Raw genomic sequence first — 17,307 nt, 5'->3', positions numbered from 1 at the left:
GCTCCTTCACGGACGTGTCTCCCAGGGCGCCTCCTTGCTCAGGACGGGGGCGGCGAGGCGGCGCACGCTGCGGCCGCGGAACGAGAGCAGGGCGTACAACGCGAGTGCGTAACCGCCCAGTTGCAGGGCCAGGTAGCTCCAGACCCCGCCGCCGTCCACCACCGGCAGCAGTACCAGCGGCGCGACGAACGCACCGAGGCCGTGCGCGAGCGAGGTGGCGGCGGCGTAGCTCTCCAGCCGGGCCGCCGGGGCGGCCAGCGTGACGAGCGGCTGGACGCTCGGCGCTATCAGGCACTCCCCGACTGCGAAGACCAGCCCGAACAGGGCACCGAGCAGCAGGCGTACGCCGGTTCCGGGCACCAGCACGGCGGCCGTCAGGGCGGCCATGGCGAGCACCCAGACCAGGATGGCCGCCGTCAGCGCGGCGACGTACCCGATCCGGTCGACGACCCGCAGGGCCAGGCCCTGGAAGGCGATCACGCCGACGGTGTTGCAGGCGACCACGACGCTGACGGCGGACACCGACAGGTGCGCGTTGCGCAGGATCGCGGGCACCACGGCGTCCACCTGGGCCAGCCCGAAGACGACCAGGGCCGTCTGCAGGAGGAGGAGCCGCCGGAACACCGGGTCGCGCAGCGCCGTGGAGCGCTCCCCCGGGTCGGCGCGCGGGACGCCGCGATCCGCGCGGTGCGTACCGGGTCCGGCGGGCCGCCCCCCAGCCCGGCGCAGCCCCACGAGCGTCACGCCGTACAGAAGGTAGCTGGCCGCGTTGGCGGCCACGCACAGGGTGTAGCCGCCCTCGCCGAGGTGTTCCACGGCCTGCCCGCCCAGCAGGGCTCCCACGGCCACGGTCAGAGCGGAGACGCGGTGCTGTCCGGAGAGGACGCGGCTCAGGTGCGAGGTGCCGAACACCTTGGTGAGCAGCGGGGTCTGGACCGCGTAGTAGGCGCCGGTGCCCGCGCCGGAGAGGCAGGCGGCCGGCACGGTGGTGGCCATCGAGTCCGCCAGGGCCAGCCAGGCCGCGCCGGCGGCCTGGAGGACGGTGGCTCCGATCGCGGGCAAACCGGGGCCGTGGATCCGGCCGATCCTGCCCGCGAGCGGGTTGACGGCGAGTCCGGCCACCGCGAACAGCGCGAAATACAGCGAGACGCCGGAGGTGGGCAGGCCCAAGGCCTCGCGGAGGTAGGCCACGGTGAGCGGCAGCATGAGGCCGGTGCCGAACGTGGTGGCACCCCAGCCGGTGAGGAACCTCGTGTAGAGGGGCAGCGGCTCCCTGCCTGCCGCCGCCTTCACCGGTCCGCGCCGTCCGGTGCGGACGCGGGCACGGCGTGGCGCGGCGGATCACCCCGGGACGCCCGGCCGCGGAGGCCCGGGGGCGGGCGGTGTTCAGAGGTATCCATAGCTGAGCCAGCCTCCGTCGACGACCAGCGTCTGGCCGTTTATGTAGTCGGCCTCCGGGGAGGCCAGGAAGAGCACCGGGCCGACGATGTCCTGCGGTCTGCCGCGCCGGCGGGCGGGGATCCGCCCCACGATGGCGTCCTCGGCGAGCGCGGCCGGGTGAGGGGTCTCGATGCGGATCATGCCGGGGGCCACCGCGTTGACGTTGACTCCGCGCGCCGCCCACTCCACGCCCAGGCTCCGGGTCAGCTGCAGGACCCCGCCCTTGCTCGCCGCGTACAGCGCCCGTTCGGGGAAGGCGGTGTAGGAGAGAAGGGAGCAGAAGTTGACGACCTTGCCGTGGCCCTGCTCCAGAAACCGTCCGCCGAACACCTTGCAGGTGAGGAAGGTACCGATGACGTTCGTGTCGAGCAGGCCGCGGGCGGCGTCCACGGAGAACCCGGTGGTCGGGCCGAGGTCGAACAGCCCGGCGGCGTTGACGAGCACGTCCACGCCGCCGAACGCCCGGTCGACCTGCTCGGCGCACCGTTCGACCGTCCGTTCGTCGGCGACGTCGGCCGGCAGCGCGAGGCTCTCGGCGCCGAGGGCCTCGACTTCGGCGGCCACCGACTCCACCTGGGCGGCGGTACGGGCCATCAGGGCGACCCGGGCACCGCGCTCGGCGAATCCGAGGGCGACGGCGCGTCCGATGCCCCGTCCGCCGCCCGTGACCACGACGCGCATCAGCGGGCCCGGAATTCGCCGAACCAGTGCAGCTGGTCGGGCTTGGCCTGGGTGGGGACGTTGCGGTAGACGTACAGCCCGACGCAGGTGAACCGGTCGGAGCGGAAGGTGGCGAGGATCTCCTCGCTGGTGATGCGGCGCGGGCCGGTGCCCTCGACCATGTGGTCGGAGAAGGAGTTGAGCAGGAACAGGCCGCCCGGCTTCAGCAGGCGGTGGACCTCGTCGGCGTACCGCTCCCGTGCGTCGTCGCGCATGTTGTGGAAGACGAACGAGTCGGTCACGACGTCGGCCGAGTGATCGGGAAGCGGTACGTCGAGCACGTCGCCCTGGATGAACTCGGCCGGTGCTCCGGCGAGTTCGGCCCACCGGCGGGCACGGGCCACCGCGTCGGGCGACAGGTCGACGCCGGTCACGTCGAGCCCCTGCACCGAGAGGAACACGGCGTCGACGCCCGGGCCGCTGCCCAGGTCGACGAGGCGCTGGCCGGGCTTGAGGGTGCCGTCGATGACGCGCTTGATGAGTTCGAGCCCCGGAGAGGCGTTGAACCAGGAGAGCTTGGCGAGCGGCTCCTGCGCGTACACCGAGGAGAACGTGTCGGTCCAGGTCTGCGTGAAGGCGGTCATGCGTTGAGCTCCTGTGTCGTGCCGCGCGGGGCGGCGGGGGTGTCTTCGATGACGAGGCGTACGTAGCCCGGCACGGCCGGGCCGCCCGCCTCGGGGAGGGAGAGGACGACCAGGTCGTCCGTGCGGGAATCGACGTTGAATCCCGCGAACCGGTAGGTGACGAGCATCTGCCGGTTGCGGTCGGTGGGCCGGAAGTGGGCGACGGTGCCGGCGCCGTGCGCCGCGGCCAGTCCGGCGACGGCGGCGATGAGGCTGGTGCCGATGTTGCGGCCCATGACGCGGCACGACATCAGCAGCAGCCGGATCGTCCAGGGGGACGCGGCGGCGCGCGGCCCGGCCCCGGCCTGGCCGGTCGTACCGGTGGCGACGACGGCCAGCCCGATGGTGCCGTACGTGCCGAAGCGGTCGTCGAGTTCGGCGACGAGCACGCGGTGGCCCGGGTCCCGGATCAGTGACGCCAGTTCGTCTTGGCCGAAGGTGATGCCGGTGGTGTTGAGCTGGTGGGTGCGCTGGGTCAGTTCGGCGGCGCGCGCGAGGTCCGCGGTGCTCGCCTCGCGCACGCGCAGCGTCATGTCGAGGGACTCCAGGAACTCCGCCGCCGGGCCGTCGAACGCCACCTCGTGGGTGCGGCGCCTGCTCTCCGCCAGGTACATCGCGCGGCGCCGCCGCGCGTCGTCGGTCACCTGCGCGGGCAGCACGGCGCCGGCCGCCACCAGGGCGTGCAGCTCCTGCCGGGTCATGCAGCGCACGCTGGGCAGTGCGCCGGCCACCTCGGCGCGCTCGAACTCGGAGTCGTCCACGAACAGCACGCTCTCGGGCGAGATGTTCAGCTCCTCGACGACGGCGCGCAGGGAGGCGGACTTGGCCGACCAGCCGACCTGCGGGTACAGGAAGTACTCGTCGAGCCCGAAGGCGCGCAGCTGCTCGGCGGCGGCGTCGGGTTCGTTGCGGCTGGCGACGGACTGGAGGATGCCGTGCTCGTCGAGGGTGCGGACCAGTTGCCGGTTGGCCTCGGGGACGCTGAGGTCGTCGCCCTCCAGGAGGGTCCCGTCCCACAGGGTGTCGTCGAGGTCCCAGACCACGCATTTGACCTGCGGGGCCGGCGGGGTGTGCGGCTCAGTGCTCTGCACGGTGGTCGTCCTCCCCCCGGTACGGCGCCGCCGGGGACGGGGCGCGGTCCGTGGTGCTGTGCCGGCCCCGCAGGAGGTCGGCGGCGATGATGTCCTGGAGTACTTCGGTGGGGCCCTCGATGACCTCGTGGACGCGCGCGGCGGCGTGCAGGCGGGCCAGCGGGTGGTCCTCGGTCTGCCCGGCCGCGCCCAGGAGGCGGGAGGCGGTCGCGGTGGCGGTGGTCGCCGCCCGGCTGGCCAGCAGCTTGGCGCGGGCGGCGGTGACCGCTGCGGACGGCTCCCGGTCCTCGATCTCGTGGGCGGTGTGCCGTACGTAGCGGGCGGCGGCGTCGGTGGCGAGGGCGGCGTCGGCCAGCAGGCCCCGGACGAGTTGCCGGTCACCGAGCGTGGTGCCGCCGTGGGCGCGGGTGGCCGCGTGGTCGGCGGCCAGGCGCAGGGCTGCCTCGGCGACGCCCACGGCGCCGGCGGCGACGTACAGCCTGCCCAGCGTGAGGCAGGACGTCACCACGAACGGGATGCCGATGCCGGGGCGGGCGACCGCGCGGGCGGCCGGTGCCGTGGCGCGGTCGAACGTGACGCGGGCGAGCCGGGCGGCGCGCAGCCCCGCGGTGACGGGTTCCACGGCGACGCGCACGCCCGCTCCGGCGTCCACCAGGGCGCAGCTGCCGCGCCCGTCCGTGCTGCCGAAGACGAGGTAGGCGTCGGCGATCTGGCCGAACGACAGCCAGCGTTTGGTGCCGGTGATCCGCAGGGTGTCGCCGTCCCGTTCGATGGTGGTGGTCAGGGCGCCGGTGTCGGCGCCGGCCTGCTGCTCGGTGAGGGCGAACGCGGCGAGCATCCGGCCGGTCGCCAGTTCGGGCAGCAGCGCGTCGCGCAGTTCGGCGGACGCCCAGCGGCTCACCGCGTGGCAGACCATGGCGTGGACGACGAGCAGGCTGTGCAGGCTGGGTGAGGCGGCGGCCACCAGGCGGTGCACGTCGGTGACGGCGGCCGGGGGCGTGCCGCTGCCCCGGTGGGCGGTGTCCACGGTGAGGCCGAGCAGGCCGAGGGCGGCCAGTTCGTCGATGGCCGCGCGCGGGACGGCTCCCGCGCGCTCCCAGGCGGTGGCGCGGGCGGTGAACGCGTCGTCGCGCAGGGCCGCCAGGAGGGCTTCGGGGACGGAGCCGGTCACGATGCGGCCAGCCGGCGGTTGACGAGCCCGGCCAGGCCCCGGATGGAGTCGAAGTTGACGAGTTCGAGATCCTCATCGGCGATCTCGACGTCGAAGGTGCGCTCTACGAAGTCGACCATCTGGACGGCGGCCACGGAGTCGAGGACCCCGTCGGAGATCAGCGGCCGGTCGTCCTCGATGCCGGGGCGTCCGCTGAGTCGGCTGATGAACTGCCGTACGGTGGCGGCGACTTCCTCGGGGGTGTGCGGGCGGGGGGTGGTGGTCTGCGGAGCAGCCATGGTCAGTTCCCGTCGTAGGAGTAGAAGCCTCGGCCGCTCTTCGCGCCGAGCCGGCCTTGGTCGACCATCCGGCGCAGCGCCGGATGGGTGACGAACTCGTCGGTCCCGTAGTGCTCGTGCAGCACCTCCAGGGTGCGGACGACGGTGTCGACGCCGATGAGGTCCGCGGTGCGCAGCGGGCCCGAGGTGTGGCCGAGGCAGCCCTTGAAGAGGTCGTCGACCTGGCTCGGGGTGGCGACGCCGTCCGCGACGACGGCGGCGGCGAGGTTGACGACCGGCATCAGGACGCGGTTGATCACGAAGCCGGGCGCGTCCCGTACGACGACGGCCTTCTTGCCCAGGCGCCGCAGCATCAGGTCGACGTCCCGCAGGGCGGCGTCGGAGGTGTCCTCGCCGCGGACGACCTCGACCATGTCGATCCGGTCGACCGGGTTCATGAAGTGGACGCCGACGACCCGTCCCGGGTCGGTGAGCCCTTCGGCGAGCCTGCCGATGGGGACCGCGGAGGTGTTGGCGGCGATGGTCGTGCCCGGGGCGAGGACCTTCTCCAGCTCCGGGTAGAGGGCCCGCTTCGCCCGCTCCGACTCGGTGGTGTTCTCCACGACGAACCCGACGTCCGCGAGGGCGGCGAGGTCGGTGGCGGGGCGGATGTCGAGCGCCGGGGCGCTCGTGCCGCCGAGGAGGGTGGCCAGGCGCTGGTGGCGGCGGACGGTGCGGCGGGCGGTGTCGAGCGCTGCGGGGTCGGAGTCGACGAGCGTCACCGTGTAGCCGGCCACCGCGGCGGCGTGGGCGACGCTGGATCCGATGACTCCGGCGCCGAGCACGCCGATGGTGGGTGGGGTCATGGCCTGCGGCTTTCGTTGTCGTCGAGGGGTTCCGGCTGCTGTTGCCCCGCGGTCGCCAGCCAGGCCTCCACCTCGCGCGTCATGCCGCCGAGGGTCGCGGAGGCGAAGACGATGGAGGGGGGCACGGCCGTACCGGTGAGTTCCTTGAGGCCCGCGATCAGGTGGACCCCCATCAGCGAGTCGCCGCCGAGGTGGAAGAAGTGGTCGTCGGGGTGGACCTCGCGCAGGCCGAGGAGCAGGCGGAAGCGCTCCGCGAGGTACCCGCCCACCGTCGAGGGCGGCTGCGGGCCGGCCCCCGGATCCGGACGCTGCTGCCCCGGTCCGTTCTGGTCTCCCCCGACCGCGGTCGCGGGTGTGCCGGCCGCCGGTGCGGGCGCCGACGGCGCGAAGGGGTCGGCGGGCGGCGGTGTGTCGGGGAGGTACCGGCGCCGGATCAGGTTCCGGGGCGGCAGGGTGGTCCGGCGACCGGGTGCCGGGTGCAGGCGCTCCCACTCTGCCTCGACGCCGTGGGTCCACAGCTCGCCGAGGGCCTCCAGCAGGACCTGCCGGTCGGGCACGTGCTCGTAGGACTGCCGGACGGTCCGTACGCAGACGGCGTCGGGGTCGCTCTGGCCGATCCACGGGCGTGCGGTGCCGGGGCCCACCTCGATCAGGACGCGGTGGCGGGCCAGGACCAGCCCGGCGGCGGTCCGGAACCGGACGCGGCCGACCATGTGGTCGCGCCAGTAGGAGGGCGTGGGCGTCTCCCCGTCGAGCCAGCGGCCGAGGACGCTGGAGGCGATCGGGATGCGCGCCGGCCCCAGCGGCACTTCGCGCATGTCCTCGCCCAGCAGGTCGGCGGCCCGGGTGAGCTGGGGGGTGTGGAAGGGGTGGGCGGTGTCGACGGGCAGGACGGTGAAGCCGTCTTCGCGCAGCCGGCCGGCGAGTGCGCTGACCGCGTCCGGGCGCCCGGAGAACACGCAGTGCCCGGGTCCGTTGTCGGCGGCGAGCCAGGTGTCGTCGGCGGCGTACTTCTCGACGTCCTCGGCGGGGGCGAGCACGCCGAGCATGGCGCCCTCCCCGGCGGTCACGACGAGGTCGGCCCGGCGGGCGACGGCCGCCATGGCGTCGTCGAGGCCGATGACTCCGGCCAGTACGGCGGCCACCCACTCCCCCAGGCTGTGGCCGAGGAGGGCGGCGGGCCGGATGCCGAGGTCGATGAGGGTGCGGGCCATGGCGTGTTCGAGGCAGAACAGCGACAAGTGGACCTCGCGCAGCGCGCGGCGGGCCGGGCGGGCGGCGCCGTCGCGGCGCAGCAGGGCACGCAGGTCGACGCGGCCGCCGTCGCCGGCGGGGCGCGGCCCGGGGGCGGCGAAGGACCGGCCCACGGCTCCGTCCGTCAGTCCGTCGGCGATCTCGACGGCGGCCCGCAGGTGGCCCGCGAACACCGGGTCGGTGGCGGCGAGGCCGGCTCCCATGCCCGGGTAGTGGCTGCCGATGCCCGGCAGGACGAAGACGACCTCGGGCGATCCGGACGGGGCCCGGCCGTGCTGTACGCGCAGGCGGTCGGCGTCGAAGGCCGCCCGGGTGCCGCCTTCGGGGGTGATGACGGCGTAGCCGCGGTGCGGGTGGCGGTGGCGTGCGGTCTGGGTGGTCCAGGCGGTGTCGACCGCACGCTCAGGGTGCTGGTCGAGGTGGCCGCGCAGGGCGTCGAGGTCGGCGGTCAGCGCGTCGGGGTGATGGCTGGAGACCAGCAGCAATTGCGCGCCGTCCGTGCCCTGTCCGTGCTCCCGGGGCCGTGGCGGGGCCTCTTCGAGGACGACGTGGCAGTTCGTCCCGCCGAGGCCGAAGGCGCTGACTCCGGCGCGCCGGGGGCGACCCTCGGCGGGCGGCCAGTCGAGGGCTTCGCCGAGCGGGTGCAGCGGGCCGCCCGTACGGGCGAGGTCGGAGGGCAACCGGTCGAAGTGCGGGGTGGCGACGAGCCGTCCGTGTCGCAGCGACAGCACGGCCTTGACGAGTCCGGCCAGCCCCGCGGCCTCCCGGAGGTGGCCGAGGCCGCCCTTGGCGGCGCCCACGCGGACGGGGTGGTCCACGTCGGCGAAGACCTCGCCGAGGGCGCTCCACTCGGTGGCGTCGCCGATGCGGGTGCCGCTGCCGTGCGCCTCGACGTAGTCGATGTCCTCCGGCCGGAGACCGGCGACGTGCAGGGCGGTCCGGATGACCTCGGCCTGTGCGGCGGCGTCGACGGCGGCGAAGCCGGATTTGCCGGAGCCGTCGTTGTTCATCGCGGTGCCGCGGACGACGGCCCAGATGTCGTCGCCGTCGCGCACCGCGTCGCCGAGGCGCTTGAGGACCACGGCGCCGGCGCCGTCGCCCGGGACGGAGCCGGCTGCCGCACGGTCGAAGGGGCGGCAGACGCCGTCCGGCGATCCGATGCCGCCGAGTGGCGCGTCGTATCCGCCCGGGGCCGGCACCCGCAAGGCGGCGACGCCGGCGACGGCGAGGTCGCTGCCGTGGGCGAGGAGGTCCTGCACGGCGAGGTGGACGGCGGTGAGCGCGGTGGAGCAGGCGGACTGGACGGTCACGGCGGCGCCGTGCAGGCCGAGCCGGTAGGCGACGCGGGTGGCGGCGTAGTCACCGCGGTTGGTGACCTCCAGGGCCTGGGCGTCGACGCCGGGCTGCCCGGCGAGGGCGGTGCCCACCCAGCGTTCGTAGTCGTTGTGGCCGACACCGGCGTAGACGCTGACGGCCGGGGTGCGGACGCGGTCGACGTTGGCGGCCTCCAGGGCCTCGTCGGCGGCCTCCAGGAGCAGCCGGTGCTGCGGATCGAGGAGCAGGGCCTCGGAGGGGGCGATGCCGAAGCGGGCCGGGTCGAAGTGGGCGGGCCGGGGGACGGAGCCGTAGGCCGGGACGAACGTGCCGGGCTTCTGCGTGCGCCGGGTGACGGCGTCCTCGCCCGCCGCGAGGATCTCCCAGTAGCGGTCGAGGCTGTCGCAGCCGGGCAGGCGGACGGCCATGCCGACGACGGCCACGGCGTACTCGCCGTCCGGGGCCGGGGCCTGGTGGCCGGGCTGGGGGGCGCTCACCTGGGTTCGCCTCCTTCGGATGTTCGGGTGCGGGGGGTTGTGACGGTGCCGGATCGCCGCGGCGGACGCCCGCGTTCGGCGGGGCGGCGGTCGGTGACGGATCCGGTCGCCTCGCCGAGGAGCCGGGCGTGGCCGCGCGGGGTGCGGGCCGCGAGGACGTCGGCGAGGGCGATCGATCGGCCGCCGGCCGACTCCAGTGCGCCGCGCAGCATCATCAGGCGCAGGGAGTCGCCGCCCAGGGCGAAGAAGTCGTCGTCGACGCCCACGGTGTCGAGGCCGAGGACGCGTGCCACGAGTACGGCGGCGCGCTCCTGGTCGGCGGTGGCGGGCGGGGTGCAGGGCACGTCGAGGGCGGGGCGGGTGCGCGGTGACACGCGCAGTGCGTTGCGGTCGACCTTGCCGCTGCCGAGCAGCGGCAGGGCGGGGACCGAGGCCAGGTGCGCGGGCACCATGAAGTCCGGGAGGCGGGCGGCGAGATGTTCGCGCAACCGCTGGGGTGGGACCTCGTCGTGCTCGGGCACGACGTAGGCCGCGAGGACGGCGCCCTGGTCGGGGTCCGGGATGCCGACGACGGCCGCGTCGGCGATGCCCGGGTGCGTGCGCAGTACGGTCTCCACCTCGGCGGGTTCCACCCGCTGTCCGCGGACCTTGACCTGGTCGTCGGCGCGTCCGACGTACTCGATCTGCCCGTCGGGCAGGTGGCGGGCGAGGTCTCCGGTGCGGAAGAGGACCTCGGGGCCGTTGGGGTCGATCCGGTTGGGGCGGAAGCGCTCGGCGGTCAGGTCCGGGCGGCCGAGGTAGCCGTCGGCCAGTCCGGGTCCGCCGGTGTGGATCTCACCGACGACGCCGGGCGGCACCAGCCGGCCCGCCGCGTCGCAGAGGTAGGTCCGCATGTCGAGCGGAACGCCGACGACGGTCCCGGCCGCGCCCTCGGGCCGGGGGGCGGTGAGCGGTCCGGTGCGGTGGCACACGTAGTCCGCCTCACTGAGGGTGTACGTGTTGTGGACCTCGAAGCCGAGGGAGCGCAGTTCGTCCTCAAGGTCCTGCCCGAGGGCCTCGCCGCCGACGAAGACGTGGCGCAGGGCCGGCGCGGTGCGGAACGCGGGCTGGGTGAGCAGCAGCCGCAGCATGGACGGCACGAAGCTGACGGTGGTGATGCGCTGGTCGTGGATGAGTTCCGCGAGGTGGCGGTCGTCCCGGTCCTTGCCGGGGGCCGCCAGCACCGCCGTGCCGCCGGTCGCCAGCGGCCAGGCGAACTCCCGGAAGCTGATGGGCGACTTCAGCAGGTGCCGGTCGTCCGGGCCCATGCCGTACATCCCCTGCTCCAGCCGGATGCGCGAGGTGTGCATGCGGTGCGGACGGACGACGCCCTTGGGGGTGCCGGTGCTGCCGGAGGTGAACAGGACGTAGGCGGTGGTGTCGGGGCGGGCCCGGTCGTCGGGGGCGCCGGGCGGCCCGTCGGCCGCGCCGGGGTCCGGTGCGCCGTCGAGGAACGCCGCGGCGTCGAGGGCCCGGTCCGCGACGGCCCGGTGACCGGTCGCGGTGGTCAGCGTGAGCGCGGGCGCGGTGACGCGCAGGACCTCCTCGGCCCGCAGGTCCGGCAGGTGCGGGTCGAGGTGGACGTAGCCGGCCCCGGCCTTCCAGATGCCGAGGACGGCGGTGAAGAGCGCGAGGTCCCGGTCGCCGGTGAGGACCACGAGGTCGCCGGGCCCGACGAGGTGCGGGCGCAGCCGGCGGGCGAACCGGTCGGAGGCGGCGTCGAGTTCGCCGTACGTCAGCTCGGCGGCGCCGTCCCGCAGGGCGATCGCGTCGGGGGTGCGGGCGGCCTGCTCACGGATCATGCGGTGCAGGGTGGTGTCCGCGTGCGGGGCGGGTGGTGCGTTCCAGGTGTCCAGCAGCAGTTCGCGCTCGTCCGGCAGGAGCAGGTCGACGGCTCCGGCGGTGGTCGAGGGCTCCCGCGCCGCGCGGTCGGCGAGCAGGGCCAGGTGCCGGGCCACGTGTTCCGCGGTGGTGGCGTCCACGAGGGCGCCGTCGTAGGCGAGGTGGAGGTCCGGGCCGTCGGCGGCGGCGGTCCAGACGGGTCGTCCGAGGGCGGGCGGCTCGGTGTCCGGGCGGGCGGGGAGCACCGCCGCGTACGGTGCGCCGTCGGACGGCAGGGCGGCTTCGACGGCGCGGGCGGCAGCGGTGAGCTCTGCCAGGGTGGCGCTCTCCTGGTCCTCGGCGGGGAGGTAGCGCAGCGGTGTCGCCCCGGTGGCGCCGAAGACGTCCCAGCGGGTTCCGTAGCGGTGGAGCAGCAGATGGGTCAGCGCGGCGAGCGCCAGTTGGCCTCCGGGTCCGTCGAGCAGGGCCGCCGCGGGTGCGGACAGGGGGGTGGTGCGGTGCGCCGGGCGGGGCGGGGTGGCGGCGCGTACGCGGTGCGGCAGGACGATCATCGGGGTCCCCCGCTCGCGGCCGGGGTCATGGCCGCGGCCGTGCCGGCCGCGGGTGGTGTGGCGCCCCGGCGCTGCAGGACGGAGCGGGCCGCGGCCATGCCGGTGGCGGCGCCGTACGTGATGCCGATGATCTTCGAGGAGCTGTCGCCGACGAAGTACAGGCCGGGGATGGAGGACTCCAGGTCGTCGGAGAGGTCCAGGTCGGGGAAGAGCCGTTCGACGACGGGCGCCGCGACCGTAGCCGTGCCGGGAACGAGCCCCGGGTGGAGGGTGTTGAGCCGGTCGACCATGGCGAGGACGTCGCGGACGGTGGAGGCGGGCAGGCAGTCGCGCAGGTCGCCGTGGTGGTAGCTGATGAGGCTGGTGGCGAGCGGGCCGTCCGGGGCGGGCCGTCCGGCCAGCTCGTCGACGGTGCTGACGACGGGCCTGCCGGAGCCGTGGGCCGCGACGCGCCGGGCGAAGGCGGCGGCGTGTTCGGTGCCGTCGGTTCCTTCGGGCAGGTCGACGGTGGTGAGGATGCCGAGGTTGGACTTGGTCGTGGGCTGGTTCAGGCAGTGCTGCCCGTCGAGCGCGACGGCGTCGAGGAAGCCGTACTGCATGACGCGACCGCCTTCACACACGCAGAACGTCCGGACCGAGTGGCCCTCTTCGTTGAGGAACGACAGTTTGGGGTTGTGGCAGCCGTCCAGCAGGGGCGCGAGGTCCTCGCGGGCCGCCTCCAGCCGCACGCCCAGGTCGACGCGGGTGCTGGGCCGGTGGCGTACGCCGATCCGTCCGGCGAGGTCGCGCACCCAGGGCAGGCCGAGCTTGCCGACGCCGACGATGACGTCGTCGGCGCGGAACACGGCGGGCCCGTCGGGGGTGTCGGCGCGGACGTGGAAGCCGCCCCCGGTCAGCGGCTCGACATCGGTGGCCCGGTGGCGCAGCAGGACGCGTCCGCCGCCGTGTTCCAGTTCGGCCTTGAGTCGGGCGATGACGACGAGGGAGTCGTCCACGGTGACGCTCTGCGAGTACGCCGTGTCGACGTGCTGGAAGACGGTGCCGTCGCCGAGGAGGGCGCCGTCGGCCTCGTGCGCCGGTCCGGCGGGTGGCAGGCCCAGCTCGTAGAGGACGCGGTACGCCTCCGAGATGAGGTCCTGGGCGCGGTCGAAGGAGCCGAGGGCGCGCTCCAGGCCGCTGTAGGAGCGGACCGTCCCGTCGGGCGCCGTCTCGATCTTGGAGCGGGTGAGCGAGGAGATGTATCCGAGGTTGGTGTCGAAGTGGAACGCCGCGCCGCCGAGTCCGGTGAGGCAGGTGCAGCGCGCGCACTGCAGGCGGAACTTCTCCGCGTCGCGGACCGTGCGCCCCTTCATGCGGGCCACGAGCCGGGGGCACAGGCTCTCGGTCATGTCGCCGCCCGCTTCGAGGAGGACGACGTGCCGGCCCGCCCGGACCAGGGTGAGCGCGGCGAACAGTCCGGCGGGGCCGCCGCCGATGACGACCGTGTCCGCGGGCGTGGTGCGGGTCTGCTCAGACATGGCTGCTCCCCTGGTCCGCAGGGCGCCGCTCCAGGTAGCGCTCGACGAAGGTGCGGTAGAAGAGGCCGCTGGTGTCGCGGCCTTCGGCCTCGATGCGCTCGATGAGCCACTGGCAGGTGAAGGGCAGCAGGTCGAGGATGCGGCCGGGGTGCTGCCCGGTGAGCGCGGCGTAGTGGTCCAGTCCCTGCCGCAGGACGGACCGGAACCAGTGGTCGGAGACGAAGACCTGGTCGTAGAGCCAGTCGAAGCCGTGTTCCGGGTAGTCCGGGAAGACCGGCAGGGCCGTCGTGACGAGCAGGTTCACGACGTCCATGGCGGCGATGCCGGTGGCACGGTAGTCCTCGAAGTCCAGCACCCGGGCGGAGCCGTCGCGGGCGTCGTAGCGCACGTTCCACGGGCCCAGGTCGCCGTGGGTGGGCGCGAGCAGGGCCGTGCGTAGCGCCTCGTCGGCGTGCGGGACGCCGAACTCGGGTTCGCGGACGTACGCGGCGGCCGTCTCCAGGGCCTGGTCCGGGGTGGTCGCCGGGCCGGACGTTCCTGCGGACAGGTGCAGTTCGGCCACGCGTTCGACGGCGGGGCGCAGCACCTGCCACAAGGCGCCGGGCCCGTCGGCGCCCGCAACGGCGGTGGGCAGGTCGACGCCGGGCAGGTGGGTCATGGTGAACCCGCCGCACAGGGCGTCCAGCGGCACGGGGCTGCCGAGGGGGGCGGGGGCGGGGAAGCCGCGCAGGATCTCCAGCTCCCGGGCGAGTTTGGGATCGGTGACGGACAGCGGGACCTTGGCGACGGCGACGGGCGTGCCGTCGATGTCGAGCCGGACGAAGGTGCGGCGGCGGACCTTGCGGGCGCCGGCCGGTGTCCAGGTGGCCGTGCGCACGCGGTCGGGACCGGGCTCGGGGGCGCCGGTGCGTTCCAGGTGGGCGGCGAGCATCAGCCGGGCCACCTCGTCGGTGTCGATGCTGCGTTCGGTCAGGTCGGCGAGGTCCGCGGGGGCGGGCGCGGCGGGGGTGCGGGTCATGCGGTGCTCCCGGCGGTGGCGGGGGTGAGGTCGACGAGGTCCAGGAGTTCGGCCAGTGCGGGTCCGCCGAGCAGGGCGCCGAGTTCGTCGACGGCGGCGCCGCGTTCCTCGTCCGTCAGCTCCTGGTAGGCGGTCAGGCGGGTGTCCAGGTGGTCGGCGAGCCGGCGGTAGCCGGACTCGTCCGTGAGCAGCTCGCGGGTGAGCCGGTCGAGGGCCTTGGTGCCCTCCAGGTCGTCCTCGGGGACGGTGAACCTGCTGCCGAGGTCGGTGAGGCTGGCCGCGATGTCGCCGGCGACGGTGCCGCGCAGCGCCCTCAGGTTGGCGATGTGTCCGTAGTGCTGCTCGGGGAGCAGCAGCGGGAGCCGGCGCAGGATGACGGACTCGTGCAGCGAGGTGAGGCTCGGCGGGACGGCGTAGAGCGGGGCGTGGGCGAGCTGGCGCAGGAACTCCGTCTGGGGCAGGAAGGCGTACTCGACCTCGACGTCGCCGTGGGTCTCGGTGACGCCCCGGCGGAACGCTCCGCCGCAGACCAGGATGCGGCCGAGTTCGGGCCGGGCCACGGCCAGTTCGGAGACCCAGCGGCGCACGAGGTCGAGGTAGGCGTTGTGGGACTCGTAGTCCAGGAAGAAGTTCTGGAAGCCGCCGAGGTTGATCAGCAGGCCCGCGGGCCGCTCCGGGGGCGGTTCGGTGAGGGCGCCTTCCAGGGCGCCCCGGTCGACGATGGGACCGCACAGCTCGATGTGGTCGGCACCCGTCGCGGCCAGGGCGGCGATGCGCGCGGGGACTCCGGGGAAGTTCTGCGCGTAGGACCGGCGGGCGAGGAGGTGCGCCAGCAGGATGCGTTCGTGCGGGGCGAGGGTGTCGAAGACGTAGCGGGCGGTGTCGTGGTCGGCCCAGCGGACGAGCTGCGCGCGCGCCGCCAGCTCCTCGAAGCTGCGGTCGGTCAGCCAGAAGCCGAGGAGGCTGTCGAAGAAGAGCACGGGGCGACCGGCGCGCACCGCTCGGAAGACGAGCTCGGCGTCCATGACGCTGACCACGAGGTCGGCTTCGGCGAGGCCCTGTGCGAGGTCCTCGTGCCGGCTGGTGTCGCCTTCGGTGATGCGGTGGAAGCGGTGGCTGTGGCGCCGGGCGAAGTCGAGTGCGACGCCTTGGCCGACGAAGTCGACGCGGCTGTCGGCGAGCAGGGGGGTGATGGCGACCAGCTTGGAGACGGGCCCGAATCCGCAGGCCTGGGCGCTGGAGAGGATCCTCATCGTCACGCTTTCCTCGTGTTCCTGGTGAACCGGCCGAGCACGGCGGACCGGATGCCGCGGCTGTCCACGCCGTAGAAGTGGAGAAGGTCTTCGTGGGAGGCGACCGGCGGGTAACGGTGGTCGGTCTCCAGGCGCACCAACGGGGGGCCGTCGCGGCCGAGGGTCAGTGCGGTGCGGTCCCCCAGGCCGCCGGGGCCCAGGGACTCCGCGACGGTGACGACGAGCGCCCGGCGGCGGGCCAGAGCGCGGACGGCGTCCCCGGGGAAGGGGTGCAGGGTGGTCACGGAGGCCACGGCGGCGTCCACTCCGTCGGCGGCGAGGGCCTCCGCCGCGGCGAGGGCCTCGGCCACGCAGCGGCCGGTGGCGAGCAGCAGGACGTCGTCGCCGTCGCGCAGCAGCCGGGGGGTGCCCGGGTCTTGGTCGGACGCCGCGGCGGGCAGCGGCGGGTCCTGGCGCGCGGAGAGCCGTACGTACGCGGGACCGCCGGACGACAGCACGCTGCGCAGGACGGACACGGCGTCCGCGGCGTCGGCGGGGCAGTGCACGCTCATGTGGGGCAGCGCCGACATGAGCGTGATGTCGTCGGTGGCGTGGTGGGTGGGGCCGAGGGGCCCGTAGCCCAGTCCCCCGCCGACGCCGAGCAGGACGACGGGCAGTGCGGGCAGGCACACGTCGAGGCGCAGCTGTTCGTAGGCGCGGCGGACGAGGAACGGGGCCATGGCGGCGGCGACGGGGCGCAGTCCGCTGCGGGCGAGTCCGGCGGCGACTCCGACGAGGTTGGCCTCGGCGATGCCGACGTCGAGGTACCGGCGCGGGTGGCGCGCCATGACGCCCTGGAACAGGGCCTGTCCGTCGGCGCCCAGGGTGATCAGGGCGGGGTCCGCGTCGACCGCCTCGGCGAGTGCGGCCGCGAGTGCGGTGCGCATGGTGGGCGGTGTGGTGGTCACGGCCGACCACCTCGCGCAGCCGCCGTAGCGGGGGCGGAGGGTGCGCCGAGGGCGGCGAGGGCCGTCCGGAGCTGTTCCGCGTCCAACGAGCCCATGTGCCAGGCCGGATCGCCCTCGGCGAAGGGGACGCCCTTGCCCTTGACGGTGTGCGCGATCAGTACCGCGGGGCCTTCGCCGGACCGGAGTCCGGCCAGGGCGCCGGTGATCGCGGCCGTGTCGTGCCCGTCGGTCTCGGCGACGCGCCAGCCGAAGGCCCGCCATTTGTCGGCGAGCGGTTCGAGTGCGTTCACGTTCTCGGTGTCCCCCTCCTGCTGGAGCCGGTTGCGGTCCACGACGGCGACGAGGTTGCCGAGGCGGTGGTGCGCGGCGAACTGCGCGGCCTCCCAGTTGCTTCCTTCGTCGAGCTCGCCGTCGCCGGTCACGACGACGACCCGCTGGTCCCGGCCGGCCAGCCGCGCGCCGAGGGCCATGCCGCAGCCGAGGGACAGTCCGTGGCCGAGGGCACCGGTCGCGGCCTCGACACCGGGCACGGAGTCGGAGGGGTGGCCGGGCAGGGTGGCCAGGTCGGCCTCGATGACGCCGAGTTCGGCGAGGACCGCGTACAGACCGTAGGCCCCGTGGCCCTTGCTGAGGACGAGCAGATCCCGGTCGGGCCAGTCGGGCCGGTCCGGGCGGTAGCGCAGGCCTCGGGTGTAGAGGACGGCGAGCAGGTCGGTCATGGACAGTGCGGCGCCGAGGTGGACCGCCTTGCGTGCGGCCAATTCGACGACCCGCTGCCGGGCACGCCGGGCCAGTTCGTCCGGGTGGAGCACGACGTCCTCCGGTCTGCCGCGAGGGGGCGGCTCGTGGGTGGGGTGTGTACCAGTCGGCGGGGATCCGCTGAGGGAGCTCCCCGGGGCGGCCCGCG

The 17,307-nt window shown here is 74.6% G+C and carries 14 protein-coding genes; all 14 read right to left on the bottom strand.

The window, feature by feature from the left end; all coding sequences use genetic code 11:
- Positions 1-6: 6 nt before the first annotated feature.
- A complete protein-coding gene (locus tag ACIBAD_RS34530; protein ID WP_398910784.1) occupies positions 7-1,293 on the bottom strand; it encodes an MFS transporter in 1,287 nt (428 codons plus the stop codon).
- Between the two features lie 93 nt (positions 1,294-1,386).
- Complete coding sequence (locus tag ACIBAD_RS34525; RefSeq protein WP_398910782.1) at positions 1,387-2,121, bottom strand: SDR family NAD(P)-dependent oxidoreductase; 735 nt, start codon at positions 2,119-2,121, stop codon at positions 1,387-1,389.
- Complete coding sequence (locus ACIBAD_RS34520; protein ID WP_150529898.1) at positions 2,121-2,744, bottom strand: class I SAM-dependent methyltransferase; 624 nt, start codon at positions 2,742-2,744, stop codon at positions 2,121-2,123. Before ACIBAD_RS34520 ends, ACIBAD_RS34525 begins: the two co-directional genes overlap by 1 nt.
- A complete protein-coding gene (locus ACIBAD_RS34515; RefSeq protein ID WP_398910780.1) occupies positions 2,741-3,874 on the bottom strand; it encodes an HAD-IIIC family phosphatase in 1,134 nt (377 codons plus the stop codon). The genes ACIBAD_RS34520 and ACIBAD_RS34515 overlap by 4 nt, the downstream gene beginning before the upstream one ends.
- Entirely contained in the window at positions 3,861-5,045 is a 1,185-nt protein-coding gene (locus tag ACIBAD_RS34510; protein ID WP_398910778.1) for an acyl-CoA dehydrogenase family protein, read from the bottom strand. The genes ACIBAD_RS34515 and ACIBAD_RS34510 overlap by 14 nt, the downstream gene beginning before the upstream one ends.
- Positions 5,042-5,323 carry an acyl carrier protein gene (locus ACIBAD_RS34505; RefSeq protein WP_398910776.1) on the bottom strand — a complete coding sequence of 94 codons (282 nt, stop codon included), beginning with the start codon at positions 5,321-5,323 and terminating at the stop codon, positions 5,042-5,044. Before ACIBAD_RS34505 ends, ACIBAD_RS34510 begins: the two co-directional genes overlap by 4 nt.
- 2 nt (positions 5,324-5,325) lie before the next feature.
- A complete protein-coding gene (locus tag ACIBAD_RS34500) occupies positions 5,326-6,168 on the bottom strand; it encodes a 3-hydroxyacyl-CoA dehydrogenase family protein (RefSeq protein ID WP_398910774.1) in 843 nt (280 codons plus the stop codon).
- Complete coding sequence (locus ACIBAD_RS34495; RefSeq protein WP_398910771.1) at positions 6,165-9,233, bottom strand: type I polyketide synthase; 3,069 nt, start codon at positions 9,231-9,233, stop codon at positions 6,165-6,167. Before ACIBAD_RS34495 ends, ACIBAD_RS34500 begins: the two co-directional genes overlap by 4 nt.
- Positions 9,230-11,665, bottom strand: coding sequence for an amino acid adenylation domain-containing protein (locus ACIBAD_RS34490; RefSeq protein WP_398910769.1), 2,436 nt, complete (start codon positions 11,663-11,665; stop codon positions 9,230-9,232). Before ACIBAD_RS34490 ends, ACIBAD_RS34495 begins: the two co-directional genes overlap by 4 nt.
- A complete protein-coding gene (locus ACIBAD_RS34485; RefSeq protein WP_398910768.1) occupies positions 11,662-13,182 on the bottom strand; it encodes an FAD-binding protein in 1,521 nt (506 codons plus the stop codon). Before ACIBAD_RS34485 ends, ACIBAD_RS34490 begins: the two co-directional genes overlap by 4 nt.
- Positions 13,175-14,200 (bottom strand): phosphotransferase, encoded by a 1,026-nt coding sequence (locus tag ACIBAD_RS34480; RefSeq protein WP_398910766.1) that lies wholly within the window; start codon positions 14,198-14,200, stop codon positions 13,175-13,177. Before ACIBAD_RS34480 ends, ACIBAD_RS34485 begins: the two co-directional genes overlap by 8 nt.
- Entirely contained in the window at positions 14,197-15,453 is a 1,257-nt protein-coding gene (locus tag ACIBAD_RS34475; RefSeq protein WP_398910764.1) for a hypothetical protein, read from the bottom strand. Before ACIBAD_RS34475 ends, ACIBAD_RS34480 begins: the two co-directional genes overlap by 4 nt.
- A gap of 2 nt (positions 15,454-15,455) precedes the next feature.
- Entirely contained in the window at positions 15,456-16,400 is a 945-nt protein-coding gene (locus tag ACIBAD_RS34470; RefSeq protein WP_398910762.1) for a transketolase C-terminal domain-containing protein, read from the bottom strand.
- The gene (locus tag ACIBAD_RS34465) at positions 16,397-17,212 is read right to left on the bottom strand and encodes a transketolase (RefSeq protein WP_398910760.1); all 816 of its coding nucleotides are present in this window, start codon (positions 17,210-17,212) and stop codon (positions 16,397-16,399) included. Before ACIBAD_RS34465 ends, ACIBAD_RS34470 begins: the two co-directional genes overlap by 4 nt.
- Between the last annotated feature and the right edge of the window lie 95 nt (positions 17,213-17,307).

The sequence above is a fragment of the Streptomyces sp. NPDC051109 genome (assembly GCF_044455885.1).
GTDB lineage: Bacteria > Actinomycetota > Actinomycetes > Streptomycetales > Streptomycetaceae > Streptomyces.
Note: the sequence above shows the minus strand (reverse complement) of the source record. Positions and strands in the feature narration are given on the sequence as shown.